We start from the raw sequence: 26,179 nt of genomic DNA on the forward strand, positions 1-26,179 counted from the left end.
GCTATACTCTAGATATAGAAAAAAATGTAAGGCGGGATTTCGAAAATGATTAGGATTATCACAGACAGTTCGGCTGATCTGCCAAAGAATTTGCTAGAAGGATATAACATTTCTGTCGTACCATTAAGGGTAAAAATAGAAGATGAGGAATATTTAGAAGGCATTGACCTGACACCAAGGGAGTTTTTTGAAAAAATGTTCTCCACTACAGAACTTCCCAAGACGTCACAGCCCTCCCCTGCCGCATTTGCTGAAGCCTTCGACGAATGTGCTGAGAATGATGAAGTACTCTGCCTCACGATCTCTTCAGGCTTAAGCGGAACTTTTCAATCAGCATGCCTCGGCAAAGAACTATCCAGCAGAAATGTGACAGTTTTTGATACGCTGGCCGGTTCTCTTGCCCATGGCCTGCAAATCATCCGTGCAGCAGAACTAGCCCAAAAAGGACATACCATGGAAGAAATTATTGAAAACTTGATGGGGTACAGGAAAAACATGAATATCCTTATCCTGCTGGATACGTTAGAGAACATTGTCAAAGGCGGCCGTTTAAGTAAATTCCAAGGATCCCTTGCCAAAATCCTGAATATCAAAGTGATTTTGGAAGGTGTTAAAGGCCAAGTAGAAATGCTGGAGAAAATCCGCGGCAAGAAAAAGTTCCAGAAAAGGACGCTTGAGATCATTCGCGAAAGAAAAACCGATTTTTCCGATACCATTTTTGGCATCACCCACACAGGCAACGAAGAGGAAGCCGAAAGGCTGAAACAAGAAATCATTGACCTATTTAATCCTAAACAGGTGATTGTCCATTATATGGGAGCAACAATGGGTACATATGCGGGGAAGGATGGGATGATTGTTTCTTTTTAGCTGAGTGAATATATAGGAATTAAATCCCGATATCGAAGGAAATTAATAGCATTGTTGGCTTACATACCAAACGATACGTTCTTCAGTGATTCTGTTTTTAAAAGAACTAACGAGAAATGAAGTCTGCCGAAATATCAATCGACAGGCTTACAGTTAAATAGCATTTTGAAAGCTAAACTACTTCCCTCCATTTTATGCCGGAATCAAAATGAGAAAGAAGTATTAAGAGGGGATTTTTCGGGATTAATACTATAAATAAAACGGTGTTTTTCGAACAAACCGGTGCGTTCCTGAAAACTTTCAATTTCTGCAGCCGCTCAGTTTTTCATGCGATATCCGGATCCTAAATTAAGCAGGTACGGAATTGTTATTATGTTAAAATACACGGAGAAGGAGCGATTTTACATATGTATGAATTGAAGACCAAAGAAACTGACAATAGTGTCATTGAGTTTATTGAAAATGTCGACAGCCCTAAAAAACGGGAAGACGCATTTAGATTGCTGGATATCTTCACTGAAACGACAGGTTATCAAGCGAAAATGTGGGGTCCGAGTATCATCGGCTTTGGTTCCTATCATTACAAATATCAATCCGGCCACGAAGGCGATGCACCGCTGGTTGGCTTTTCCCCCCGCAAAGCTAAAATCAGTTTATATTTTGCCCCGGATGAATCAAAACGGGAAGAATTATTAAAGAACTTTGGAAAACATTCGACTGGAAAAGCATGTGTTTACATCAATAAAGTAGCAGATATTGATGTGGATGTTTTAAAAGAATTAATCAAACAATCTATAACCTTTTTGAGACAAATCTACCCGAATAATTAATTTTCGTTATTCGTTTTCTATAGACTTAATAAACCATTAAAAACATGACCATATCCGGTCATGTTTGTTTCGCTACTAATACTAATTGACAAGGAAAAATTATGTTACTCCATCACCTTTATAGTATATGTCATTGCAGTAGCTTTACTGATTTTGCTTGGGGTGTTTTTCATCAATAAGGACTTATTACAGAAAATCAAAAATACTTAAAAAGAATCTGTATCGGCTTTAACATCAATTTTTGTAGTAGAACGATTGCCTTTTATGGTGTAATAAAAACTGAGGTGAAAAATATGAATAAAGCTGAAGTAGAATACAAGATACAAGATGTAAAAGCTGATTACGTACGTTTGCAGAATGATTTGGAAAAACTGGAATCAGTGGGCGGGAACATTTCCCCGTTGCTAAAACAGCTTGATGAGTTAGAATTTGAGTTAAAGAAGCTGAATGCACAATTGGAAGATTTAAAGAAACAAGATAGATAAGAGATTTGTTTTTAAGGGGGATCATGATGATACATATTCGAGACGCCGTAATAGATGATCTGCCGGCAATGCTTGCCATCTATAACTACGCGATCCGTAACCTGACAGCAACTTTTGATCTGGAAGAACAGACCCTTGAACAGCGGAAGGCCTGGTTTGAAAAGTATGGCGCCAACTACCCGCTCATTGTCGCAGAAATCGACGGTGAAGTGGCAGGGTACTCCTGTATATCGCCATACAATGCCAAAGCCGCATATGCTGGAACTGTGGAATTATCGGTCTATCTTTCAGAGAAACATCAAGGTAGAGGCACGGGCACAGCTCTGGTAATAGAAATTCTGCGAAAGGCCAGAGAGCTTGGGTACCATACTGTATTAAGCTTAATTACCGTTGGAAACGGGTCCAGCATTAAACTCCATGAAAAATTCGGCTTTCAGTTTGCAGGATGCGTCAAGGAAGTCGGTTTTAAGTTCGGTGAATGGCAGGACGTCAGTTATTATCAATTGATGCTGTGAAACAGTGTCTACTAATTGAAAGATTAAAATAAAATTGTCCAGAGCTTTCAGTTAGCCTATCTGACATGAAGCTCTGGACAAATTTTTATGTGATGGAATATCCCCATAATTCTTTTCCTCTTCTTTATAAGACTCGTTCCCAGCCCTTTGATGTTAAGGCAAGAAACCTTGCTTTGTCCCTTTCGTCCAGCGCTTTGTCAATTTCCATGTATCTCTTATTTTCTAGATATTGCTTCTGCACTTTTTGGATGACCCGATTGGCCCCTGCCGTATATTCTGTATGTTCCTTAGCGAGGATTTTTTTCGTTTTCAAGTCTTCCTTATCAAACAATTCTGATGTTGACTTAATATACTGGTCTTTGCGGTAGTTTCCCGATTTGTATTCTGGATTCATATGTTTTCCCTGCTTTCTTTTATTTTATTTTATTTATTATCTACTTACCCGAATTTGCAAAAAGATAACAACTGTTATCGATTTTCATTTTCTAAAAAGTGGAAACAATGGATTTTATATCGTCATACAAGAATTAAATGAAAGCTTTACAAGGAAATTAAATTCCTTTTTTTATGGTGCATGTCCGTTCCTTATGTTATTAATAAGGAATATAGTTCTCCGAAATAACTGGTAAGCAGGTGTAAAGGCATTGGATATCAAGCATTTACAATATTTTATTGAGGTAACGAATTTTAATAGTTTTTCGCGCGCAGCGGAACATTTATATATCACCCAGCCAACGATTAGCAAAATGATTAAAAATCTTGAGACAGAGCTTGGAGTTTCACTTTTTGACCGCTCAGGGAAAAAATTGGTCTTAACCGATGCAGGCCGTATCATTTTGGAGCAGGCCAAATTAATTGATAAAGCTTTCAATAATCTGGAAACTGAACTGGATAACCTTCTCGGCTTAAAGAAAGGGCATATAAGCATTGGATTGCCGCCCATTTTCGATGCCCAATCATTTCTCAAAATTGTTGGAACATTCCACGAAAAGTATCCAGGCATCACTTTTGAAATCATCGAGCACGGGTCGAAAAGAGTAGAAGAATATGTCGGCAATAATCTCCTGGATCTGGGAGTCGTCGTTCTTCCTACCAACAATGACATCTTTGACCATTTTTCCTTTAAGGAAGAAGACTTCAATCTTATTCTTCATGCGTCGCATCGATTAGCAAGCCGAAAGGAAGTCGATTTAGAGGAACTGGCAGATGAATCGTTTGTTTTGTTTAATAAGGACTTTGTTTTGCACGATAGGATTATCGAATCCTGCAATCGCGCAGGCTTTGATCCCCATATTATCTCTGAAACCTCCCAATGGTCGTTTATTACAGATATGGTAGCCGCAAAGCTTGGAGTATCACTTTTACCGGAAAGCATTTGCCGCCATCTCACCGATGAAGTAAAAGCGGTTAAAATCGTAAATCCTTCCATTAGCTGGAATCTGGCTCTTATTTGGGGCAAAGACCAATATCTATCTTATGCTGCCAGGGAATGGCTGCAATTCACTAAAGAAAAATTGAGTAATGAACATCCTTTCATGTAATGAATATCAAATTTTACAAGACAGTCCTTTTTAGCGGGGACCGTCTTTTTTTCGCGCAAGCTCCTATAACTAAATGGAAGCATTTACATAGATAATATCTATGAAAAGCATAATTTTTAACCATTTTACTGACATAAACCAGGGGCGTACACTAGAAACAGGGTTTCATTATTTACATCATGATATTCATACAAAGGGGAGCTCTAAAAATGGAAGCCAAGAAAGCTAAAGACAGCCGCATCGTTAATACCGCTCAAGTACTATCTGTGGATTTGAATAACTACAATACTCTCTTTGGTGGAGTATTAATGAAGAAACTTGATGACGCCGCTACTTTATCAGCAAGACGGCATTCCCGTGTTAAGGAATGTGTAACGGCTTCTACTGACTCAATAGATTTCTTATGTCCAATTCATCAAACTGATTCAGTGTGTGTGGAATCATTTGTAACATATACAGGAAGAACCTCAATGGAAATCTTCTGTAAAGTTATTGCGGAAGATATTTTAACAGGAGAACGGAGAATTGCCGCAACGGCATTTCTAACCTTTGTAGCGCTTGGCGAGGATAAACGCCCAGTCGAAGTTCCTGCGGTCGTACCGGAAACTGAGGAAGAGAAATTCCTTTACAATACTGGGAAAGAAAGAGCAGAAATTCGGAAATTCAGAAGAGAGAAAAGTAAAGAATTAGCCCGCTATATTACTCTTGAAAAACCTTGGGATAAATAAAAAGGAGGAGAAAAGATGATCACGTTAACCAGTCATAATGAGTTAAAAGAAACCAAGAACGCCATTGAAAATCTTAAAACATCATATCCCGTCCTTTTTGAAAAACTGGTGGATGTTGTTAACCTTACAAGGGCGCTGCAATTCAAGTATCAATATATGGGCTGTTTAATAATGGATGAGGACCCAAATTATTACGCCCCAAACTTCGTACAGGGCTCTGTTCTTCGCTTATATAAAAAAGAAGTGCAAAAGTTAAAGGAAGATCTTGATTCTCCTGTTTTGAAACAAACCTTCCATGATTTCAGAGATACGGGGTATGCCAATATCAGCCTATTAATTCTAGGGATGGCTCCTGAAGCCTTGGTAGGCGCCAATATTATTCAATGACCAAGAGAAATGTGTCATATGGGGTCAGTCCCCCGCCGCGTTAAAACTTTAACGCGCTGGGGGACTGACCCCATTTTGTGTGACTCCGTATGGCAAACAATGACAATGGCCCCCATATCGTGAGCCGCTTTTCAATCTCGCTAAGCAAGTCGGTTGCAAACGTGCTTGACAGTTTAGGAAATAATACTCAAATAGTATGTGTTCGCTATTCATGAGGCCTGTTGCCACAGCATTCGGATGATATTTCCGTTCCTTACTCACCTTTAGAGCTTTTCTTTTGTTTCTTCAAAAAATACTGTTTGATTATTGAGAATCCGCGAAACTGAGTCAATGAAACTTTGGTTTGATACGCAACATCCTTAATGGTATATGGCATCCCTGAACTGCTCCCTGGATAAATGATAAAAAACTTTTTTACAAAAACGTTTATGTAGTAAAAACACCATATATTGAGCCGTTTCAAACGGTGCTGGCTACCCATTTGAGCTGAAAATGGATAAAATAGCTTCACACGGAAAAGAATTCAAGGAATCATTTTCACCTATAAAACTAACATGTTGTCATAAATTCGCCTTCCAAAGATCAAGGATTCAGAAAAAAGACATATACTTTTTACATTCCCCTATTTTTGGGTAGAATATGAATAGAAACGGAGGAGATAAGTTGAGGCGGATATTTCTTTTACTTATATTTTCGCTTGTCATTTACGCTTCTTGGTCTTTATTTGGGAAACCTGCCAATAAAACAGGCCTTCAACAGTCCTTGGAAAATATAGAATCCAAGATTGCATCCGTTACCCAAAGCCAGGAATTCTCAGATGCGTTCGATACGTTACGGAGTGGTTTCCTTCATCTGGTGGAAGAAATAGATAGCGCAATCGACCAACTTCCTAAAGAGGAACAGGAAGTAGAGTCACAAAAACTTGAAAAGCCGAAGCTCTCCACGCCGTCAGAGGATATGTTCACGGTTTACAATTTTGGGCTTGGCGATGCAAAGGCAAAAGTGGAAAAGAAAGTCGGTGCACCTAAACGCTCGTCTGTCAATGAGTACGGGGTAAAGTGGCACACATACCATAAGGACTACCAGCACTTTTTCATGGCAGCCTATGATGAAAATAATAAGGTTGCAGGATTATATACAAACCAAGATCTGCTCGCATCAAAGAAAGGGATTAAAAGAGGAACACCTAAAGCAACGGTTCGGTCTAAGCTGGGCGAACCTCTAACGAAAATTCGCAAAGGGATGGCCTACTATCAATTTGAAGAAAACCGGGACTACGATGTATTTCGAATCGACGGCACTTATACTACTGTTTTTTACGATAAGCACCAAAAGAATACAGTAACCTCGATCCAAATCATTAGTGAAGGGCTTGAGAACAATAAGAAGGATTTTTATTCAAAGGGCAGCCCTGCGCTTACGAAAGGCTTTGAATTTCAATTATTCGACCTGACAAACGCTACAAGGGTCAACCACAATCTCAGCATCCTCTCCTGGGATGCCCATGTAAAAGAAACTGCGCGCAAACACAGTGCTGATATGGCAAAAAACCAATACTTCAGCCATACCAATCTTGAGGGAGAATCTCCCTTCGACCGGATGGAGGAGGATCGCGTCAGGTTTATCACTGCCGGCGAAAACCTTGCATCCGGCCAGTTCAGTTCGATCTTTGCCCACGAAGGGCTGATGAACTCGATGGGGCACAGGAAAAACATCCTCCAAAAAGATTTTGAATTATTAGGTGTCGGTGTCGCGTTCGATTCAAAATCACGCCCATATTATACAGAAAATTTTTATGCAAAATAGAGAGACATGGCTGTGTCCTTAAACTGAGGACACAGCTTTTTTATACATGTAACAATCACGAAATGAAATTTTTGATCAGTCTGGAAATTAAATTTTCTCGGTAAAAGAAAGAATTCCCTCCCTGTTTATCCGCTCTGACAATAAAATCCCACATGCATAACAATTTAACGTTATACTCTAATATGCAAATTCTCCACATTTAAAGGGTTCACAAACAGGGAGTTTCTTCTGGAATTGAACCGAGAAATCGGCCGGAATCACCAAAATTACGGCAAGGATAGACGAATTTCGGTCATTCTGGATATTCAAGCGGTAAGGTAGAACTGTGGTAGCTCACTGTTTGTATTCTCTGTATGAAAGACGAAACAGTTTACGTTCCACTCTGGCTTTGTCACCGACAAGCTTGTACCAGCTTTGCCCGACATAAAAGGAATTCGCAATCATCTTTTCTACAAAATAAGAAATCCGTGCATCAGTATCCCCGTCCTCCATTTTTGTTTTGCAAGACAGGGCCATAATAAAATAAGACTTTGTATCGTCAAGTTCCAGCAATTGGAGGTGGTATGCTTTTTTTTGTCTTTTATTGAATTCTCCCAAGACGGTTTCAATGCTTTTATTTATGTCTATTTCATGCTTAATTGCCTCACTCCAGCTTGATATGAGCGAATCATAAAGTGATAACGTAAGGATATAATATGAGTCGTAATCCCTTGGATCATATTCTTCTTTACTAACTTCATTATCATCAGGCAGTACAATAAATTTCTTATAGTCAGCAAAAAAATTCCCGTCCATACTATATTCCTTCCTTTTTTAGATTTGACAGTTTCTAAGCCATGAGGTTTATGATCATTCTAGTTCTTTAGCAAGATATGTATAGTTAAAATATAGTGAATTTTACGGAAAAGAAAAAGGACCTTTTACACTACTTTCTGCATTATCATCCGGAAAAAAAGCAGTGCGGCTCCTTCTATTTCGCACAGTTTGTGTATTTTTACTATACCGCTTCTTCTTTATGCAAATTATCCGAAATTCCGGCATTTTTCTTGATTCCCAGTACAAATGCGCCGCCGAGCAAGCAAAAAATACCTGCCATTAAAAAAGCCCACTGATACGAGTTCCATATCGTATAAATGAGCCCGCCGCCAAAAGCTGCCACTCCTGCCCCGGCCTGATGGGCTGCAAAGATCCAGCCGTAGACAATCCCGCTTTTCTCCGTTCCAAATGCCTGGGTAGCGAGGTTGATTGTCGGAGGCACGGTTGCAATCCAGTCCAATCCATAAAAAATTGCAAATACAATTAAAAAGAAAGTTGAATTTTCCGCTAAGGCAAATGGAAGCAAAAGCAAGGAAAATCCCCGGAAACCATAATACCAAAACAATAACCAGCGATTATCGTATCTGTCTGACAACCATCCCGACAATGTTGTCCCAATAAGGTCAAAAATCCCCATAAAAGCAATCAGACCGGCTGCTGTCACTTCAGGAATCCCGAAACTGATACAAAAAGGGATAAAATGCGTGCCAATCAAGCCGCTCGTTGACAAACCGCAAATAAAAAAACTGCCTGCAAGGAGCCAAAACTGTTTTACCCTGACAGCCTCTTTCAAGGTGGCGAAAGCGGTATGGATTGGGTTCTTTTTTTCAATTGTTGCTTCTTCCATTTCATCCGCTGTCTGGCCATAACGCATCAGCCCCAGCTCTTTCGGATTATTTTTCATGAAAAGCAAGATCAATGGCATCATTATCAGGCTTAAGACAAAGATCAGCCCCATAGCCCATCGCCAGGAAGATTTTTCGATGATCGCTGCCAGCACAGGCAGGAATATCAACTGGCCGGTAGCCGTACTCGCCGTTAGGATCCCCAATACTAGTCCCCTTCGTTTTTCGAACCAATGATTGGCTACATAGGTGCTGAGAACGGTTAAAAATACGCTGGAACCCAATCCGAAGATGATGCCCCAAATCAGCAGCAATTGCCAGGAGTATTGCATAAAAAAGGCCAGCCCGATGCCAAGCATTAACACAGACATCGCAAGCCACATCATTTTTTTAACTCCCACGCTTTCCAGCATTGCAGCCACGAATGGTCCGGAAAAACCGTAGATAACTAAACTTATAGCGAACGATAAAGAAATAAACGCACGATCCCAGCCAAACTCTTCTTCAAACGGGACGAGGAACACCCCGGACGAAGAACGGATAATTCCCGCGACAATGATTGAAAAAAAGGTTACCACAAGGATAACCCAGCCATAATGAATCCTTTTCAATGTGAGCTTCCACCTTTACAGATATTCCTTTCATTATAACCTGAATAAATGTTAAATAGTCTGACTTTTTTAACTATTTAATAAATTTATTATTATATTTATTCTAGGAAAAATAATTACAACAGCCATATACCGTGAAATAATTTCCAGATTCTAAAAAATAAAAAGCCTGAGTCAGTGTGAATAAATGACCCAGGCCGCTTAAGGTATCTTTTTTAATCCTGTATGCTTGGCAGCGATTACACCACCATATTTGGTTTTATAGCAGATTAATCAATAGTAGAATCGCACTTGTTATTGGGGATAAGAACATTCCATAACGCAGTACCGCTTGTGGGAGTTTTTTAGTCAATTTTGCTCCAATGTATGTACCAATGATGATCCCAGTTGCTACTTGGAAAAACAAAGGCGTCTCAAAGTAGCCATTTTGAATAAATCCAAAGGATGCAAACATTGCAATTGGCAGTATAATCAACATGGTCGTTCCCGCCGCTACCCGTAAAGGAAAGTTCAGCCATTTTATAACGAATAACTGAATAAATGGCGCGGCGCCTATTCCCAACGTACCTGATATTAAACCATTTCCCATCCCGATCGCCATATAGGTAAAAGCTTTGGGTTCAACTTTCACTTCTGGATTTATCACGGCAATTCTCGTTCTGGCCCAGAGAAGCAGCCCTGAAAGAGTTAAAGCCAGTACGGTAAAAAACATTAATGCATGAGGATCTATAAATGTTGTCAGCCGAGAACCAAAATAAGCCCCAATCCCACCAAATCCTCCTACAATGAGACCTTGCTTCACATATAAATTCCCTTCCCGGAAATGACTCAAACTGCCAGATAGCACACTTAAGAACATGACAGCTACTGCTGTACCCAATGCCATGTGAATCGGAATTTCAAAAATAGTTACAAGAATAGCGATGATAAAACCAGAGCCCCCAGCCCCTATAAATCCTAACAATAACCCTAAGAGTAACATCGTAATGATTAAACTCATCTTTTAACTAAACAATCTCAGGTGTTTTTAGATGCCAATCAGTTTCCTTTTGAAACAGGTATCCTGCATCGATTAGCTTCTGCTCTTCCATCGGTGCAGCGATCAGTTGAATCCCCATCGGCAAGTTTTTCGTTTTAGTATATCCAACAGGAATTGTGAGGGTTGGGACTCCTGCATTTGTAAAAGGCAGATTAAAGGCAGGTGATCCTGTAGCCAAGATTCCTTCAGGGGCAGGTGTTGGTGTCGCAGGTGTTAATAAAAGGTCAACCTCATTAAACATTTCACTCATCTCTTGTCTGAATAAAGTCCGAATTCGCTGTGCCTTCAAATAATCATTGGCTTTTATTTGTAGTCCCTCTCGAATAAACTCCTGTAAATAGACTCCAAACCGGGAAGCGTCTTTTATAAATTCATCAGTATGATAATGGGCCGTTTCAGATTTCATGACGATATGCTGGGCAGCATTCGCAGCCTCCAAACTTTTTGGCATATCAAGATATGTAATCTTAAATCCCATTCCTTCAAATTGTTTAATGGCATCCTCAACAGACCTTCTTATTTCACTATCCGTTGCTTGGAAATATTCATTAATGACTACGCCAATTGTATAGTCCCGCTTCTCTTGGGTATGAAGAACTTGCTTTGGCAGTGTCCAAGTGCATGGGTCTTCAGGATCCGGACCAGATATTTCATTATAAACAAGCACAGTATCCTCAACAGTTCTTGTAAAAGCACCTACATGATCCAAACTCCAACTGGCTGGTATCACACCGGTTTTGCTCACTCTTCCGTATGTCGCTTTCAAAACAGTCAAGCCATTATAAGCAGCTGGTCTTGAAAGCGAGCCTGCAGTCTGGGTTCCCAATGACATTAACGCCATACGTGCAGCGACCGCGGCAGCCGATCCAGAACTCGAGCCCCCTGGAGTATGGTTTAAATTCCAAGGATTTCTCGTTTCAGGAGGTCCTCCCCAGTTGGCAAATTCAGTTGTGGTTGTTTTTCCTAACAAGATGGCTCCAGAATCACACAATGTTTGAATCACTTTTGCATCCCGGTCAGGTACAAATCCTTTATTTACCTTCGAACCTCCCTCTGTGGGCATCCCTTTTGTATAAATAATATCCTTGGCAGCATAAGGAATCGCGAATAAAGGCGGCAGTTCATCTAATTGATGCATAGTATCTTCTAATTTTTTTGCCCTTTCCATCGCCTGTTCTTTTTCAACTCTGACCCAAGCCCTCACTTCCGGTTCTACTTTTTCAATTTGCTCGATATATAAGGATACAAGCTCTGTTGGAGATATTTGTTTCTCCCGCAGCAATCGATGAGAGTCTGTAATCGTTAAAGACGATGTTGAAGTCTTAATCAATGATAGCAACCCCTTTCGGCCCAAAAAGCGGCTCTGTTTCTTTTTCAATCTTAAACTCTCTTATTTTCTGAAGTTCATCTGAATAAGCAAAATATAAATCACCTTGTAGAAAATCTAAAAAGTTCAACCGGCTTCTGCATTCTTTTATTATTTCACGTTCAATCTCACAACTTATGAAATTCCAAGGCGTACTATCCAGAGACGGCTCAACCGCTGTTCCTCCAGGATCAAAGACACAGCTTAAACCAAAGAACCGGGAGGTAACCACTTGATCTTTATGCTTAAGAATCTCTTCTCCCGCCTTATTCACTCCCATTACATAGACACCATTTTCTCTTGCCCGGGCCTGGCACTCACTAAGCCATGCGTTCTTCCTTTCTTCACCTCCAGCAGCAGTAGGCATGACGATTAATTCCGCTCCTTGTAAAGCTAACGCTCTCGCAGCCTCTGGAAAGGAACGGTCGAAGGAGATTAATATACCCACCTTAAACCCTTTAACATCAAAGATTGGATAATTCGAACCTCTTGCAAAATAAATAGATTCATCAGTGGTTAAAGTAGGCAAAGATAGTTTTGGAATATGCGTTTTCCGATAATATCCCACCATTTCACCGCTGTCTGAAATGATAATTGCCGTATTATAGTAGGTACTGTCGTTTTCCTTTTCAAAAATCGTTATAATTACATATACCCCTGCAACTTTAGCCTTTTGCGAGAAAAATTGAAAAGTTTCACCATTTAGAGGCTCTGCAAAGTCAAAAAAGCCAGGATCACTTATTTTGCAAAAATAAGGAATCGCCATTAATTCTGGAAAAACAATCAAGTCAGCATTTGGAACCTTTTCTAAAGCTCGGTCGAACTGGGCAGCTAACTGCCCAATCCGAGTTAGATAATCAACTTTATTACTATAAGGTCCGCTTTGTATTCCAACAACTTTTAACTTCATAGAATCAACCTCCTTTTTTACTTAGGAACAAATTCTGCATTTACAATATCTTTATATTTCATATCATTTTTTATATTGCCGACAAACTTCTGCATATCTATCGCATTTTTAAAAGCTTCTTCCGTAATTTCAACGTTTTCCCGATAAACCTTGCTGTCTATCATTCGTTGAACTGCTTGATCGACAACCGCTTCATCCAGTTCAGGAAATTCCTTTTTCGCAACCGCTTTTGCAATTTCGGGATGTTCGTGTATTAATGCAAAAGATTCATTCATTGACTTGACAAAGCGTCTCACTAGATGAGGATTTTCATTTATTATTTTTTGTGATGTATTAATTGTAGAAAAAGCATATTCCGGATAATCCTTGGTGAAGTCATGAAGGATTTTTAAACCTTCAGATAAGCCTTGCTCTACTTGCGGCTGGTAAGCGACTGCAATATCAGCTTCCCCTGCCAATACCGGCCCTAATTCAGAGCCATTTTGTACTTCTGTTACCTTTACATCTTTTTGATAATCAAGGCCATTATCCGCGAGTAAACGTTTTAACATTGTATTCGATGTACCTGGTGCTAAACCAACAACAATGCGTTTTCCTTTTAAATCGGCTGGTGAATCAAACTTCACATCTTTATTTCCCAGAACCCACACAGGAGCGCTATTTGCTACAGCACTAACCGCATTTGCCTCACCGCCTTTTTCTTTGGCAAATCCAACATGCTCGGGGCCATGTACGGAAAATTGTGCTTCACCCGATAGAACAGAAGTTAATGCTGTAGGCCCTGTCCCTGCAGAACGTATACTTGAGATTTCAATATCATTCTTTTTGAAGACCCCTTCATGGTAGCCGACATACAGAGGTAAATATAACAGGCTATGGAAAGCTTCTGTCACAAGGACAGTATCAGAACCACTTTCTTTTTTAGCAGAAGCAGAAGTTGTTGAAGTCGTAGACGGATTCCCTTCAGAGCAAGCTGTTAAAATTAACATAAATATTGATAGCAACGTGATAAACGAATATTTCTTCATGATCTATATCCCCCTTTTTAGTTCTCTTTTTGTCTTTTAGAATCCTCCCATGGAATTAACCGGTTTTCCATTTTGGATACAATGACATAAAGAATGATCGCTACTGCCATTAAAGATAAAACGCCTACCCAAACCACATTTAAATTAAATAGATTTCCGGCAACGAAGATCATCCTTCCGAGTCCTTTATCTGAAGAAATGAATTCCCCACCAATGACTGCAATCAAAGCAAATCCAATGTTTAAGCGAAAAGCTGAAATGATCCAAGGTAAAGAGGACGGAATAACAACCTTTTTAAAAATTTGGCCCTTCGATGAGCCAAGTGATTTCATTAGATTTACCAGATTTGAGTCTATTTGATGAGTTCCTTGGTATGCTGATAATAAAGCAACAATAAAAGTCGCAATACTGGCCAATATAATTTTCGAAAACATTCCAGAGCCGAACCAAATGATAATCATCGGTGCAAGGGCAATTTTCGGAAGGCCATTTAAAGCAACCACAAAAGGGTCAATTATGGTAGCTAATGTTTTTGAATACCATAAAAGCAAGCCAATTGCGGAACCTAAAAGGCTGCCAATGACAAAGCCAAGTATCGTTCCGTAAACGGTGGCGAACATATCAGTATACAATTGTCCACTTTGGATCAGCCGAACCGTCTCATCCCAAATTCCGCTTGGCGAACCCAGCAAGAATGGATTGATCCACTTAAGAAAAGCAGCTAGTTCCCATACAGCCAACAGTGTTATGATAATTCCTAAACGGGAGAGATTATGTATAATAAAGGGACTCAGTTTCTTCTTGGCTTTGTTGACACTGTCTTTCGATACTTTTTCAATTTGAACCATTTCCATCAGGAATCCCTCCCTATTTGAATATCTAAATCAGCCCAAATATTTTCGAAGAAATCATTATATCTGTGGTCGGCTCTAGCCTTCATTCCTGATCCCAATTCTACCGCGAGCCCTACATCGTATATTTTCTTGACACACGTCGGACGTTGTGTCATTACGGCAATGCGATCTGACATGGCGATGGCTTCACCGATGTCATGAGTAATCAATACAGCCGTTTTCCCAAAATCTCTTAGTATTCCCAGGATCTCTTCTTCCAGTACAAGCCGTGTTTGATAATCCAAGGCAGAAAAGGGTTCGTCCAAAAGAATAATTTCCGGATCCATCGCCAATGTTCTAATGAGCGCCACCCTTTGCCTCATTCCTCCTGAGAGTGTAGAGGGATAGGCATGTGCAAAATCAGCAAGTCCATATTTCGCCAAATAATCGAGAGCGATGTCTTCACGCTCTTTCTTTGTCATTCCTTTCACTTCAAGTCCGAGACTAACGTTCTCTATGATGGTGCGCCAAGGGAATAATAAATCCTTTTGCATCATATAACCTACATGGCCGGTAGAGCTTACGATATCTTCCCCCAGTACTTTTACCTTTCCTTCTGTCGGCTGCATCAGCCCTGCAATAATATTGAACATGGTACTCTTTCCACAACCACTCGGCCCTACAATACTGATAAATTCCTTATTTTTGATTTCGAGTGTAATGTCCTTAATAACTTGGATGATATTTTCATCCTTGTCATAGAAATGCTTCTTGATTCCTTGTAATTCAATGGCATTTCCAACTTCTTTGGTCACATCACTAACAGCTTGAGCAGAATTTAGCATCATAATGGAAGATCACCCCTCTTTTAATTTGTCACGATGTCTTTACAACCGATTAGACAAGTAGATATTTTTCACTTTAACAACATTACCGTGATACAGTTTATAACAGGATTAATCCCTTAATTGAATTATAGTAAATATATTTATATTGTGATTTTTTTTGTCAGATTATCTAACATGTTTTTTGTGGAAATATTTTTACAACAAAAAAAAATCTTCCTGCAATAAAAAAGTGCTGGAAGGTTGTCCATCAAAAAAAATCAATCATGCTTATTATTCTTTTATCCAATGAGTCCTTTCATTGTTGAATTGAGGTCTGAATGTTGTCTCGACTGTTCAATTTCAAAGCGAAAATGAGTGCCGAGATAAACCGCTTTTACTTTTTCCATAGGTTGGTCATTTTCAGCAAAAACCAAGCCCTCCCATAACATTAAAGGAGTTCCTTTCATAACTTTCAGTAACTCGGCCTGCTCTTTTTCAGCTGGAACAGCTTGAAAAGTTTGTTTCGACCTCACTGGATAAACTCCTTTTTGAGCCAATAAAGAATAAAGTTCTTCTAGATTCTCTTTTAATAAGCCAGGATGCAATTTAGCGGGAATAATCGATGTCCGAATTGCAAGTGGGTTCCCGTTTGCAAACCTTAGCCGAACGACTTCAAAGACTTCTTCTCCTTGGTTTATACACAATGTTTTAGATAATTCTTGAGATGCATGATATACCTTTTTAGAGATTAATTTCGCTCTATGGCTTAAACCGAATATCTCCATCTCTTCCGCGAATGTTCGAAATACAGTTGCATCACCCGTAAATAAAGGAGTCGATACAAAAGTACCCAATCCTCTTTTTTTCATTAAATATCCCTCTTTCACAAGCTCTGCCAAAGCTTGTCTAACAGTCGGCCGGCTTATATTATGCATTTTAGAAAGGCTGTGTTCAGTTGGTATTTTATTCCCACTTGTAAATAAACCGCTTTCAATTTGGTCAATAACCCATAATTTTAATTGAACATATAGTGGCAGCCTGTTATTATGATCCATTCATCTCTAACCCTCTTTTTTAGACTAATTTCTTGTTTACACATATTATAACTGCATCCCATACTTTGTTTCATCTTATCGCGTAACATTTCCTAACATACTTTTTTCTCAAAATCATTTATCAGCCGATCCAAACTAGATGGACTTAATTCAAAGTACTCAGAACGATCTATCACATCCGAACCATGCATCAAATGGGTCAGGAAATATCTGGAATAATTACGGACATTCACGCAATATTAACGAATAAAGATTATTTAAAAATGAAAATTATTTACTCTATCTTTACTTCTATTTTATCCATTGCGTTATACCCATAGCCTTTTCGATTCCAAAAAGCCGTGCCCGGCTGAGTTCTGCCAGCGGTATCCGTAGCACGTGACAAAATAATATACTCTCCTGTTTCCTGCACTTCCCATAGGTATTTCCATCGCACCCACGCATATTCGTCATTATGTTCCAGTTTAGCGGGGCTCCAAGTTTTTCCCTTGTCGATACTGATTTCAACCTTTGCGATCCTTCCTTGTCCAGTCATGGCAATACCGCTGATCATGTGATTGCCGGTGTTCAAAATGTCCATATTCAGCGGCTGTTGGATGGTGGAATTAACATTCATCAATGTCACGGGAAATTTCCCGGTATCCTCATCCTTGTTAGGATAATAGACATAATCAATGGCCTGGAAAGGACCTTCAAATTGCTTATCAATGACTGTTATTTGTTTGATCCATTTGACGGAAGCCATCCCATACCATTGAGGCACAATCAGCCTGAAAGGAAAGCCATTCTTAAATGGAATCGGCTTTTCGTTATATTCATAGGCAATCAGTGTATCTGGGTGCAATGCTTTTTGCAGAGGGAGACTTCTAGCATAGGGGACGGTTTGATCTATATCCTTTCGCTTTCCGTAATCCTGTGCTTCAAACACAACTTCTTTTGCGCCTTTGAGCAAACCTGTGTATTGGAGTAAATCTCTTAACGGTACACCGCTCCAGCATCCCTGGCTGATGGCCCCTTTTTCCCATTGCTCGCCATATACTTTAGGGACAAACAAATTTCTTTTATCTCCTGCACACTCCAGGACTGCCTTCACACGTTTAGACGGCATACTCTGGAATTGTTCCAGCGAGAACCTCAGGGGTTTTTGTACAAGCCCTGTAATTACGAAAGATGCAGATATATAATCCGGGTATGGAAAATGATTTCTCCTAAAAAGGCAGCTATGGGGATATGTTGTTTTATCAAAAAAATGGATGGGGGATTCCTGGTTTTCCGGATTTACTTTTCGGGTGGTTAGATAAGCTCTCACCTTGCTTTTTTCATGTTTACTCATGATTGCCTCCCTCTGTTTTGTCAATGTAATAATGCTTATGCGGCTTAGAAGGAATTCACGACAATAATTAATAAAGACGCAAGATGGCAGCCAGGTTTTCGCGTCAAAATTGGTAATCTTCTATCTCCTCGAATAACCCTCCAAGGGGTTGGTATATAATACCAAAACTTTTATGTATGTAATTGATTATAATTTAAAGAGTTATAGTTCCATTTGCTTATTACTTCATAACTAAATTACTGCATGAGGAGCGGAATATGCCTTATTCCCGTTACATTTCACAATTAGACCTAAACAATACCGGAATGATTTTCAAAGTTAAAAAAGTCGGGGATTCTTTTATCCATACAATGTGTGAAGGAGAATTGCTATATAGAGTTGGATTGACACCGAACGATGTGATAGGAAAAGAGGTTTACGACTTTTATCCGGAAGATATAGCAAAAACTAAAACACATTTTTTCGAGAAGGCATGGGCGGGAGAATTCCTTCAATATGAAACCTTCCTTAATGGCGTGTATTATTTAACCACCATTAGGCCCATGTTTGAACAAGGAAAAGTAGTGGAGCTTATTGCAACTTCCATCAATATATCGGACAAAAAGATCCAGGAGGAAGAAATCAGGCAAAGGGAAATCATGTACCGTTCTGTTGTAACGAACATGACCGAGGCAATCTTAATATTGGATAATAATAGAAAAATAACCATATTAAATGATAATGTAGAAAAATTAACAGGGCTTAAATCCGGATTGCTTGATGAAGCAACGGCTGCAAAATTTGGTATAACCTTTTTTACGGAAGACGGTTCCATGTTGGAATATTCAGATTGGCCGGGAGTCGTCACCATTAAAACCGGAAAGCCGGTTCTCAATGTGATTGCCTCAATTCGGCTAAATGGAAAACAGAGATGGTTCAGGTTGAATTCAAACCCTTTGAACATCACTGGTGAAATGACTGCGCTTGTTTCATTTTTTGAAATTACTACGGAGAAAGAACAGGAAATGGAATTGAGGGAATCCTATGCATTCCAGAAAACACTTCTTGATAATTTGGAAAGTGGTGTAGTCGCTACAGACCATCAGGGGAAGATTACGTTAATCAACAAAAAAATACACCGTATGCTTGGTCTCGAGAAAGAAATAGATTTTTATATTGGCAACTATGCTAAACAGTTTTATAAGCTGTGGAAAGAAAAAACGAATACAACCAGGATTGAGTTTGAAAGTCTTCCAATCAAAGATAGAGAGAAAATCACAAAGGAAATCGAAACCGGCAACGGACATACTTTTCAAACTAGTTATATTCCTTTTAATATGCAGGATAAATTTAGCGGCAATATATTTCAATTCATAGATATAACAGAAAGAAAGAAAATGGAAACAGCCCTTACCACCGCTAAAGAAGAAGCAGAAAGGGCAAATATGGCAAAATCCGATTTTCTTGCAAAAATGAGCCATGAACTGCGCACTCCGCTTAATGGGGTACTCGGATTTGCACAATTGTTGGAAATGGATGCATCCTTGACCGAAGAACAAGCGGATTTCATCCAAGAAATAATAAGTGGCGGAAGACATCTCCTGCACCTAATTGACGATGTTCTTGATTTATCCAGAATTGATTCAGGAAAATTTAAGCTGAAACTGGATATTATTGATTTTAATAGCGTGCTTAATGAATGCATAAAAAGTTTTCATCCATTAGCAATGAGTAAAAATATAACACTACGTAAAAAAATGGATGAGTGCAGCAAAGTTTTTGTTCAAGCAGACCCGATTCGATTGAAACAAGTAATTTTCAACCTTTTGACAAATGCTATCAAATACAATCGGACTGATGGCGAAGTGTCAGTATCTATGCAAACCTTATCTGATAAACTTGTTGTTCACATTACAGATACCGGCATTGGGATTCCTCATGAAGAATTTGAAAATATATTTCAACCTTTTCATAGAATTGATGGAACCGGAGAACAAGGAGCAGGAATCGGGTTGTCACTGGTGAAGCAACTGACAGGGTTAATGGGTGGCAATGTTGGTGTGTCAAGCGTTGTGGGAAAAGGAAGTGATTTCTGGTTTGAATTAAATATTAAGCCCCAGGGTGATTTCGATACTGAGAGGGCCCCTGTAAAAAATACAAAATCTGAACTCACTAACTCTGCCCATAAACAAATCTTATATATTGAGGACAATGAATCCAACATTCTCTTACTGGATCGCGTATTAGCATCCGATCCTTCCTTTTCATTAATAGTAGGGCGTTCCGGCCGGGAAGGATTAAAAATAGCAAGCGAGCAAAAAACAGATATAATCTTACTGGATCTCAATCTTCCTGATATGAATGGTGATGAAGTATTTGATTCACTGAAAAATAATAAAAAAATAGCAGGTGTACCCATTATTGCTTTAAGTGCAAACGCTATGCCTTACGATATTAAGAAAACAACACAAAAAGGATTTACAGATTACGTGACAAAACCTATTGATATTAACAAATTGCTAAATCTTTTAAAAAAGTTACACTCTTAAGAAAAGGGGAAAAAAAGGGGTCTGATTTTCCTAAGCCATTCTCTTTTGGAGTACCGCGCATAGGAAATAGCAAATATAAACAAGTATAGAAGCAGTGGATTTGAATACTGAAATCTACTGCTTCTAGCCTTATTATATGGTGAATTATTGAACTACCGGAGCAAGTTAGTTACATAAGAATGTAATAAGGAAATCGGTTTTAATGGTGGGATGTGTTAAAATTAGTGTAAAATTACATATAATGTGGGTGGTATTCAGATTGAGAAAAAAGTTATTAGCATCTTAATTATCTGTTTATACAGTTTTCCATTTGCTTATTACTCTATGTACCAAGACTATGCGAACCACACAATGATTGGCTATTTACTGATGATCGTAGCTACCTCGCTTCTTGCTAGCTTTAGCAAATTCTTTTGTAACTCCATTCCTCTAATCATCGGAAATGTAATATCTGGAATAGCCTCCTGTTATTTTCTTAATAATCTGGCAGGAAACGAACAATGGAGTGGCTATTTCAAGCCATTAACAGCTTCTCAATTATTAGTTTTAGTCAGTTTAATAAACATAATTCCACAGGTTATTGCATTTAAAATAGCTAAAAAAAAGTACTTGTTTAACTAACCATATAGGAACGTAATTCTTACATCCTCTCTGGTGAAGGTCTTGTTCATGGTTGTCTACGGGTGCTTAAGTTTATTTTCAGAGCAACTTATATAAGCGGTAGTGCTTATTGAACTATAGGGCAGGGTTCGTTGAATTGGGCTAAACTTCGTCTTTAGGTTTTTTAAAATTTAACAAAGCATCCAATTCCCAACAATTTCAACCAGCCACGCAGTTTGCACAACCTTCTTCTTCTCCCATCCAGACTATACTGTCGGCTTTGGAATTACACCAATCCTGCCTAGGGTCGGGAATCATAAATATCCATGCCTATCCATTTCTTTTTAATATAATTTGTGATAATCTTAATCTAAATATTAATGCTTAAACAGCTAAATTAGTAACCAGATATTATTACTTACGGGGTTGATATATTATGACATGGATTGTTGCTATTTCGATAGCGATTGGATGTATTATTAAATTTTCAATGAATCCACCAAGTGCAGTTGTGGCATGGATTTCAAGTAAATTTGCACTTCATGCACAACTTAATTCAAAAGATATCACTGTATCATATAACGGAACGCATTTAGAAGAGGAAGAAAAAATTAGATTTACTGACTATTTTAATGAAGCTATATTTTTAAAAAAATATTATATATTTCCAGGCAATGAAAAATTATTTCTACATCCAGAGACTAATGTTATTCCATATGTCATCAAGGTAAAAGGAAGAAAAAAAGATGTAGATATCTTTGTTTATAGTTACGATGATCACGTTGATGTAGTTAAGCAGTGCAAAAAGAAAGTTGTTTCTTACAGTCTTAGATCTGATTATCTACAAACAATTACTATATCAACTAAGGGATTTAGTGCGAAGACCGTCTAAGATATTAGATGGTCTTCCTTTATTACAAAGCTTTAGTTTTATCTTTTTGGTGTGCCATATATAATGCTATTAGTATATAAACCCCTTAAATCCCTAAAAATCAACCAATAAAAAAGCAGAGCGAATTCGTGTGCGAATTACTCTGCTTTTATATGTGTTTTTATAACTGCGGGTACACCAAAAGAGAACGGCTTATGATTTTCCAGACCTCTTTTTTCTGTTTTCTTGAAATTGCTCGTATATTTGGATTGCTTCCTATTTAATAAAAGTGCGAAGTGCAAATACTGTCCCAACTAAAATAAGGAACCAAATCAATATAATGATAGAACCAGCTATCCAATTTTTCGGCTTCCCATTTTTCATGAGCTCTGATGCTTTTTCTGAACAGTCCCTGATTACATTTTCTGGTATTAATCGTAATGCAATCATGATTCCAAGCGGCACAATAATGATATCGTCCACATAGCCCAGAACGGGAATAAAATCAGGAATTAAGTCAACTGGACTAAATGCATAAGCTACAACACAAGCCGTAAATAACTTTGTATACCAGGGAACCCTGCCATCTTTATAGGCAAAATAAAGGATATATAACTGTTTCTTTAGATTCCTTGCCCAAGCCTTGATTTTACTGATCATTTCGTTCTCCCATCAATTGCTTTTCATACATTATAGCAAAAAAGGAGGTCAGTCCCCCCTCGCTTTAAAGCGGTGGGGGACTGACCCTTTTTTTATTTTAGATCTTGTTCATAGTATAAATGTTTCGCTTTTGGTTGTTTTTGTTTTTTCGGCTTTGGCCCTTGATTATCGAAACGGGCAGTGTCATACATGGCTGTCCCGACGATTTCAGCGACATCCTGCAGTTTTTCTTTGCTGATTTTATCGATTGTATCCTCTGGAGTATGATACCATGGCTCTGCAGGATCATGGATAAATAACGCTGCCGGGATCCCTGCTTCCCCAAATGGGACATGGTCACTTCGGCCACCTTCTGCATATGGAGTCGGCGATCCGTTCAGTCGGGTACTGGACGCCTGGGCAAGCTCTGTTACAAGGTTAGGCTGTCCATCGTGAGTCATTAACACGAGGTCACCCGCATCCTTGCTTCCGACCATATCCAGGTTAAAGTTAGCGATGGTCCGGGAGATTTCATCATCAGAAAGATTCTGGACATAATGCTCTGATCCAAGAAGCCCTACTTCCTCAGCCCCAAACGTGATGAAGCGGATTTCCGTATCTGTAGGCAGTTCCTTAAACACCCGGGCAAGCTCAAGCGTCATTGCCGTTCCGGATGCATCATCATTAGCGCCGGGAGCCGCCTCCACAGAATCATGGTGAGAGCCTAAAACAATTATGTCATTATTTGCTTTCTTTTTATTTGTCGGTTTTTTGGTTGCGATTACGTTATGAGAAGTTTTATTCCCTACTTCGGCTCCCTGAATGTTTATGGTCGCAGTTACAGGTCCGCCACTGTTTACTTTGGCGGCAAGGCCTTCGCCTTCAGCCTTTGTTAATGCGACAGCTGGAACATATTTTTCATTATTCTCCCCAAGAGTGCCGTTCAGTTCGCCTTCTGCATTGTTATAAATAATAACGCCTGCCGCCCCTTTTTCAGCTGCATTTAATACTTTTTCAGCAAAAGTGATTTCGCCGCGCTGGATAAGGGCGATTTTCCCGGATAGATCCACATTTTCAAGTGCCCCTTTTGTGCCTAAACCGGCATTCACCAGTTCACCTGTACCATTGCCGTTTTTAGAGTAAGTGAATGATGTTGGATGAAGTTCTCCCTCATAACCCTGAACCCTCAGCTCAATCATGCTCGGAGGTGTATATGCCTCAAACGTGAATTCCTGAACTTCCGTTTTATATCCATAAGATTCAAATTGTTTCTTAATATATTGCACAGCATTATATTCAGACTCCGTACCTGCAACCCGCGGCGTTTTTGATAGATATTCTATTGTATTATAAATGTTGTAGACATTGATTTTATTAATGACTTTCCTATCCTGTGGATGGACAGACTGTTTCTGGCTTACTTCAGCCGGTTTTGCAAAAACGGCATGAGTCCCGACGGCCCCGAATGCAAATGTTGAAGCGAGCACTATTGAAATAAATGGCTTTTTCATAGAATTCCTCCTTGGAATTTACTAGATTCAACTAAAGATTTTATTATATTCAGAATTTATACAACAGGTAGAATACAACCAAATATTGGTAGTTACAATACTCTATTTCTATTAAAAAACCTGAATTTCAGGTTGAATGGCCCAGGATAAAAGGCAGAGATTGAAATTTTTTATGCAGAAAATGGGCACGCATGTTGGTCGAAGCCCTTGTCTTCACCTTCACCATGTCCATGATTGCCCGGGAACTTCACCTCGCATTTAGGTTGCCGTTCTGGCTTACATGGTTAACGACCGCAGCCGGAGAATTTGTGGTCATGATCGTCGATGCGCCGCTTAAGTTATGACATAAACAAACGTGTCAATTTGGGAAACTGGTGCAAGTAACTGTCAACCCCTTCCTAGCAGGATGTCTGAATTGAAGGGTTTTTTGATTCCTTTTTGAAGTTTTTACTTTCCATATATTTAATAGCTCCGGCTCTGATATAATATAATTTTGAGAGTTTCAGCTTTTTACATTGTCTTACCAGAGAAAAGATGGTGAAGGAGAAACATTATGATGTCTAAACGAAAGGGTTTGCTTTTATATATACTTTTTGGCGTTTTCTGGGTGTTTGCTACAGATTTTATTATTGATAAATACATAGCTGACAAAGATGTGTTTATGATGATCCAAAAGGCAAAGGGGCTATTTTTTATCCTTCTCACCGGGTTTCTGCTTTATTTCTTCTTATCAAAAAATGAAAAATACATAGAATTGAAGGAAGAGGAACGGCGCCTCCATACGTTGATCAATTCGATGGTGGATTTCGTGAATTTTAAAGATGGGGAAGGAAAATGGATTGAAGCCAATGATTTTGGATTGAATCTCTTCGAATTGAAAGGCGTTGATTATAAAGGGAAAAAGGATTCGGATCTTGCGGAATATTCCAGTTTTTACAAAGATGTACTTAAATACTGTGAAATTTCCGATGAAGAAGCCTGGAAAGCGAAAGTAGTCACCAGGTGTGAAGAAATGATCCCACTGCCAAGCGGCGATTTTAAAACGTTTGATACGATTAAAGTACCTTTGTTCCATCAAGATGGCTCACGAAAAAGCCTCGTAGTGATGGGGAGGGATATTACCGAGCGGATCAATGCCGAGAAAAAATTATCAAAAAACAGGCAGCAGTATAAATCATTATTTGATTATAACCCTGATCCTGTATATATGATGGATTTAAATGGTATCCTCACTGATGTGAATCCACAATTTGAATCTATTGTCGGCTTGTCCCATAATAAAGTAATAGGTGCTTCCATAAATGATTTTATCTTCCCTTTCGAAGAAGAGAAGAACAAACTGATGCAAGCATTCGCTTACGTTAAAAAGCATAAAACCGGAATGAACACCGGTGATATCAGGTTCTGTATCATGGACAGAATTGCTATTTTTTCTTGCACATTCGTTCCAATTCTAATTGATGATAGGCTGACAGGGATCATCAGTTATGCAAAGGATGTGACCCACATCCGGGAAACAGAGGAACGGCTTCGGAAAACCGAAAAGCTTTCCGTCGTCGGGGAACTAGCGGCAAGTGTTGCCCATGAGGTCAGGAATCCACTGACATCCCTAAAAGGATTTGTTCAATTGCTTAAAGATGGTGAAAGCCAATACCAGCATTACTATTCCATCATGTTAAATGAATTGGACCGGATCAACCAAATCGTAAGTGAACTGCTGGTCCTGGCGAAGCCCCAGCAAATGAAATTTGAAGAGTATAACCTGGTCCATTTAATGACAGATGTTAAGTCCCTTCTGGAACCACAGGCGAACCTGTATGGTACACACATGATATTCGATGTGAAACATAAGCTTCCTTCGATATCTTGTGAGGCCAATCAATTAAAGCAAGTTTTCATTAATATCATCAAGAACTCCATCGAGGCATCGTCAAAGAAGATACATATTGACTTACAGGCAGAAAAGGATTGGATGACAATCACCGTAAAAGATGATGGATGCGGCATTGAGAAAAACCGGATAAAACATTTGGGCGAACCTTTTTATTCATCCAAAGAAAAAGGTACAGGGCTTGGACTGACCGTTAGCTACAGGATCATTGAAGCCCATCGCGGGAAAATTTCAATCAAAAGTGAAGTCGATAACGGTACGGAAATAAAGATTGCTTTACCGGTCAGTTAAGGGCCGGTTTGATACTAAATGTA

The 26,179-nt window shown here is 39.1% G+C and carries 25 protein-coding genes; 12 read left to right on the top strand and 13 right to left on the bottom strand.

Going from position 1 to position 26,179, the window contains the following annotated elements; genetic code table 11:
* The first annotated feature begins 45 nt into the window (after positions 1 to 45).
* The 4 genes from D0466_RS21555 (at position 46) to D0466_RS21570 (ending at position 2,700) form a co-directional block, all read left to right on the top strand.
* Complete coding sequence (locus D0466_RS21555; protein WP_117324556.1) at positions 46 to 870, top strand: DegV family protein; 825 nt, start codon at positions 46 to 48, stop codon at positions 868 to 870.
* Between the two features lie 407 nt (positions 871 to 1,277).
* Positions 1,278 to 1,700 (top strand): DUF1801 domain-containing protein, encoded by a 423-nt coding sequence (locus D0466_RS21560; protein ID WP_117324557.1) that lies wholly within the window; start codon positions 1,278 to 1,280, stop codon positions 1,698 to 1,700.
* A 293-nt stretch (positions 1,701 to 1,993) separates the two neighbouring features.
* Complete coding sequence (locus D0466_RS21565; RefSeq protein WP_117324558.1) at positions 1,994 to 2,185, top strand: SE1832 family protein; 192 nt, start codon at positions 1,994 to 1,996, stop codon at positions 2,183 to 2,185.
* A 26-nt stretch (positions 2,186 to 2,211) separates the two neighbouring features.
* Positions 2,212 to 2,700, top strand: a complete 489-nt coding sequence (locus D0466_RS21570) for a GNAT family N-acetyltransferase (RefSeq protein ID WP_117324559.1) — start codon at positions 2,212 to 2,214, stop codon at positions 2,698 to 2,700.
* Between the two features lie 124 nt (positions 2,701 to 2,824).
* Here the strand turns inward: D0466_RS21570 and D0466_RS21575 are convergent, their stop codons facing one another.
* Complete coding sequence (locus D0466_RS21575; RefSeq protein ID WP_117324560.1) at positions 2,825 to 3,094, bottom strand: IDEAL domain-containing protein; 270 nt, start codon at positions 3,092 to 3,094, stop codon at positions 2,825 to 2,827.
* A 250-nt stretch (positions 3,095 to 3,344) separates the two neighbouring features.
* Here D0466_RS21575 and cidR point away from each other — a divergent pair, with 250 nt between their 5' ends.
* The 4 genes from cidR to D0466_RS21595 all read left to right on the top strand — a co-directional run bounded on the left by cidR (position 3,345) and on the right by D0466_RS21595 (position 7,162).
* Positions 3,345 to 4,241: a cidABC operon transcriptional activator CidR gene (gene cidR, locus D0466_RS21580; protein WP_117324561.1), complete on the top strand. Its 897-nt coding sequence runs from the start codon at positions 3,345 to 3,347 to the stop codon at positions 4,239 to 4,241.
* 209 nt (positions 4,242 to 4,450) lie between these two features.
* Positions 4,451 to 4,969, top strand: a complete 519-nt coding sequence (locus D0466_RS21585) for an acyl-CoA thioesterase (RefSeq protein ID WP_117324562.1) — start codon at positions 4,451 to 4,453, stop codon at positions 4,967 to 4,969.
* Between the two features lie 15 nt (positions 4,970 to 4,984).
* Positions 4,985 to 5,356: a hypothetical protein gene (locus D0466_RS21590; protein WP_117324563.1), complete on the top strand. Its 372-nt coding sequence runs from the start codon at positions 4,985 to 4,987 to the stop codon at positions 5,354 to 5,356.
* A gap of 663 nt (positions 5,357 to 6,019) precedes the next feature.
* Positions 6,020 to 7,162 carry a CAP domain-containing protein gene (locus D0466_RS21595; RefSeq protein WP_233522790.1) on the top strand — a complete coding sequence of 381 codons (1,143 nt, stop codon included), beginning with the start codon at positions 6,020 to 6,022 and terminating at the stop codon, positions 7,160 to 7,162.
* 333 nt (positions 7,163 to 7,495) lie between these two features.
* Here D0466_RS21595 and D0466_RS21600 read toward each other — a convergent pair whose 3' ends face one another.
* The 10 genes from D0466_RS21600 to D0466_RS21645 all read right to left on the bottom strand — a co-directional run bounded on the left by D0466_RS21600 (position 7,496) and on the right by D0466_RS21645 (position 17,825).
* A complete protein-coding gene (locus tag D0466_RS21600; protein WP_117324565.1) occupies positions 7,496 to 7,957 on the bottom strand; it encodes a hypothetical protein in 462 nt (153 codons plus the stop codon).
* A 202-nt stretch (positions 7,958 to 8,159) separates the two neighbouring features.
* Positions 8,160 to 9,434, bottom strand: coding sequence for an MFS transporter (locus D0466_RS21605; protein ID WP_117324566.1), 1,275 nt, complete (start codon positions 9,432 to 9,434; stop codon positions 8,160 to 8,162).
* Positions 9,435 to 9,693: 259 nt separating this feature from the next.
* Positions 9,694 to 10,434, bottom strand: a complete 741-nt coding sequence (locus tag D0466_RS21610; protein ID WP_117324567.1) for a sulfite exporter TauE/SafE family protein — start codon at positions 10,432 to 10,434, stop codon at positions 9,694 to 9,696.
* Positions 10,435 to 10,441: 7 nt separating this feature from the next.
* The gene (locus D0466_RS21615) at positions 10,442 to 11,803 is read right to left on the bottom strand and encodes an amidase (RefSeq protein ID WP_199484613.1); all 1,362 of its coding nucleotides are present in this window, start codon (positions 11,801 to 11,803) and stop codon (positions 10,442 to 10,444) included.
* Complete coding sequence (locus tag D0466_RS21620; RefSeq protein WP_117324568.1) at positions 11,796 to 12,749, bottom strand: carbon-nitrogen hydrolase family protein; 954 nt, start codon at positions 12,747 to 12,749, stop codon at positions 11,796 to 11,798. The genes D0466_RS21615 and D0466_RS21620 overlap by 8 nt, the downstream gene beginning before the upstream one ends.
* Positions 12,750 to 12,766: 17 nt before the next feature.
* Entirely contained in the window at positions 12,767 to 13,777 is a 1,011-nt protein-coding gene (locus tag D0466_RS21625) for an ABC transporter substrate-binding protein (RefSeq protein ID WP_199484614.1), read from the bottom strand.
* 17 nt (positions 13,778 to 13,794) lie between these two features.
* Complete coding sequence (locus tag D0466_RS21630; RefSeq protein WP_117324569.1) at positions 13,795 to 14,631, bottom strand: ABC transporter permease; 837 nt, start codon at positions 14,629 to 14,631, stop codon at positions 13,795 to 13,797.
* On the bottom strand, positions 14,631 to 15,458 hold the full coding sequence (locus D0466_RS21635) for an ABC transporter ATP-binding protein (protein ID WP_117324570.1): 828 nt from the start codon (positions 15,456 to 15,458) through the stop codon (positions 14,631 to 14,633). The genes D0466_RS21630 and D0466_RS21635 overlap by 1 nt, the downstream gene beginning before the upstream one ends.
* A gap of 278 nt (positions 15,459 to 15,736) precedes the next feature.
* Complete coding sequence (locus D0466_RS21640) at positions 15,737 to 16,492, bottom strand: GntR family transcriptional regulator (RefSeq protein WP_117324571.1); 756 nt, start codon at positions 16,490 to 16,492, stop codon at positions 15,737 to 15,739.
* Between the two features lie 274 nt (positions 16,493 to 16,766).
* Complete coding sequence (locus tag D0466_RS21645; RefSeq protein WP_117324572.1) at positions 16,767 to 17,825, bottom strand: sulfite oxidase; 1,059 nt, start codon at positions 17,823 to 17,825, stop codon at positions 16,767 to 16,769.
* 350 nt (positions 17,826 to 18,175) lie between these two features.
* Between D0466_RS21645 and D0466_RS21650 the strand changes: the two genes are divergently transcribed.
* Complete coding sequence (locus tag D0466_RS21650; RefSeq protein ID WP_407675664.1) at positions 18,176 to 20,353, top strand: hybrid sensor histidine kinase/response regulator; 2,178 nt, start codon at positions 18,176 to 18,178, stop codon at positions 20,351 to 20,353.
* Between the two features lie 1,036 nt (positions 20,354 to 21,389).
* A complete protein-coding gene (locus D0466_RS21660) occupies positions 21,390 to 21,845 on the top strand; it encodes a YfmQ family protein (protein ID WP_117324574.1) in 456 nt (151 codons plus the stop codon).
* Positions 21,846 to 22,100: 255 nt separating this feature from the next.
* Here the strand turns inward: D0466_RS21660 and D0466_RS21665 are convergent, their stop codons facing one another.
* Entirely contained in the window at positions 22,101 to 22,484 is a 384-nt protein-coding gene (locus D0466_RS21665) for a YkvA family protein (protein WP_117324575.1), read from the bottom strand.
* 92 nt (positions 22,485 to 22,576) lie between these two features.
* Complete coding sequence (locus D0466_RS21670) at positions 22,577 to 23,974, bottom strand: M20/M25/M40 family metallo-hydrolase (protein WP_117324576.1); 1,398 nt, start codon at positions 23,972 to 23,974, stop codon at positions 22,577 to 22,579.
* Positions 23,975 to 24,165: 191 nt separating this feature from the next.
* On the opposite strand from D0466_RS21670, the gene D0466_RS21675 reads away from it, so the two are divergent.
* Complete coding sequence (locus D0466_RS21675) at positions 24,166 to 24,318, top strand: hypothetical protein (protein WP_407675662.1); 153 nt, start codon at positions 24,166 to 24,168, stop codon at positions 24,316 to 24,318.
* A 209-nt stretch (positions 24,319 to 24,527) separates the two neighbouring features.
* Positions 24,528 to 26,156 (top strand): ATP-binding protein, encoded by a 1,629-nt coding sequence (locus D0466_RS21680; protein ID WP_233522794.1) that lies wholly within the window; start codon positions 24,528 to 24,530, stop codon positions 26,154 to 26,156.
* Positions 26,157 to 26,179: the final 23 nt, after the last annotated feature.

It is taken from the genome of Peribacillus glennii, assembly GCF_003429105.1.
Taxonomy (GTDB): domain Bacteria; phylum Bacillota; class Bacilli; order Bacillales; family DSM-1321; genus Peribacillus; species Peribacillus glennii.

Excerpts from the sequence above, each read along its gene's own strand:
- D0466_RS21555 (WP_117324556.1), top strand. The coding sequence starts at position 46 with ATGATTAGGATTATCACAGACAGTTCGGCTGATCTGCCAAAGAATTTG.
- D0466_RS21560 (WP_117324557.1), top strand. The coding sequence starts at position 1,278 with ATGTATGAATTGAAGACCAAAGAAACTGACAATAGTGTCATTGAGTTT.
- D0466_RS21565 (WP_117324558.1), top strand. The coding sequence starts at position 1,994 with ATGAATAAAGCTGAAGTAGAATACAAGATACAAGATGTAAAAGCTGAT.
- D0466_RS21570 (WP_117324559.1), top strand. The coding sequence starts at position 2,212 with ATGATACATATTCGAGACGCCGTAATAGATGATCTGCCGGCAATGCTT.
- D0466_RS21575 (WP_117324560.1), bottom strand. The coding sequence starts at position 3,094 with ATGAATCCAGAATACAAATCGGGAAACTACCGCAAAGACCAGTATATT.
- D0466_RS21585 (WP_117324562.1), top strand. The coding sequence starts at position 4,451 with ATGGAAGCCAAGAAAGCTAAAGACAGCCGCATCGTTAATACCGCTCAA.
- D0466_RS21590 (WP_117324563.1), top strand. The coding sequence starts at position 4,985 with ATGATCACGTTAACCAGTCATAATGAGTTAAAAGAAACCAAGAACGCC.
- D0466_RS21600 (WP_117324565.1), bottom strand. The coding sequence starts at position 7,957 with ATGGACGGGAATTTTTTTGCTGACTATAAGAAATTTATTGTACTGCCT.
- D0466_RS21610 (WP_117324567.1), bottom strand. The coding sequence starts at position 10,434 with ATGAGTTTAATCATTACGATGTTACTCTTAGGGTTATTGTTAGGATTT.
- D0466_RS21620 (WP_117324568.1), bottom strand. The coding sequence starts at position 12,749 with ATGAAGTTAAAAGTTGTTGGAATACAAAGCGGACCTTATAGTAATAAA.
- D0466_RS21625 (WP_199484614.1), bottom strand. The coding sequence starts at position 13,777 with ATGAAGAAATATTCGTTTATCACGTTGCTATCAATATTTATGTTAATT.
- D0466_RS21630 (WP_117324569.1), bottom strand. The coding sequence starts at position 14,631 with ATGGAAATGGTTCAAATTGAAAAAGTATCGAAAGACAGTGTCAACAAA.
- D0466_RS21635 (WP_117324570.1), bottom strand. The coding sequence starts at position 15,458 with ATGATGCTAAATTCTGCTCAAGCTGTTAGTGATGTGACCAAAGAAGTT.
- D0466_RS21640 (WP_117324571.1), bottom strand. The coding sequence starts at position 16,492 with ATGGATCATAATAACAGGCTGCCACTATATGTTCAATTAAAATTATGG.
- D0466_RS21645 (WP_117324572.1), bottom strand. The coding sequence starts at position 17,825 with ATGAGTAAACATGAAAAAAGCAAGGTGAGAGCTTATCTAACCACCCGA.
- D0466_RS21650 (WP_407675664.1), top strand. The coding sequence starts at position 18,176 with ATGTGTGAAGGAGAATTGCTATATAGAGTTGGATTGACACCGAACGAT.
- D0466_RS21660 (WP_117324574.1), top strand. The coding sequence starts at position 21,390 with ATGACATGGATTGTTGCTATTTCGATAGCGATTGGATGTATTATTAAA.
- D0466_RS21665 (WP_117324575.1), bottom strand. The coding sequence starts at position 22,484 with ATGATCAGTAAAATCAAGGCTTGGGCAAGGAATCTAAAGAAACAGTTA.
- D0466_RS21670 (WP_117324576.1), bottom strand. The coding sequence starts at position 23,974 with ATGAAAAAGCCATTTATTTCAATAGTGCTCGCTTCAACATTTGCATTC.
- D0466_RS21675 (WP_407675662.1), top strand. The coding sequence starts at position 24,166 with ATGTTGGTCGAAGCCCTTGTCTTCACCTTCACCATGTCCATGATTGCC.
- D0466_RS21680 (WP_233522794.1), top strand. The coding sequence starts at position 24,528 with ATGATGTCTAAACGAAAGGGTTTGCTTTTATATATACTTTTTGGCGTT.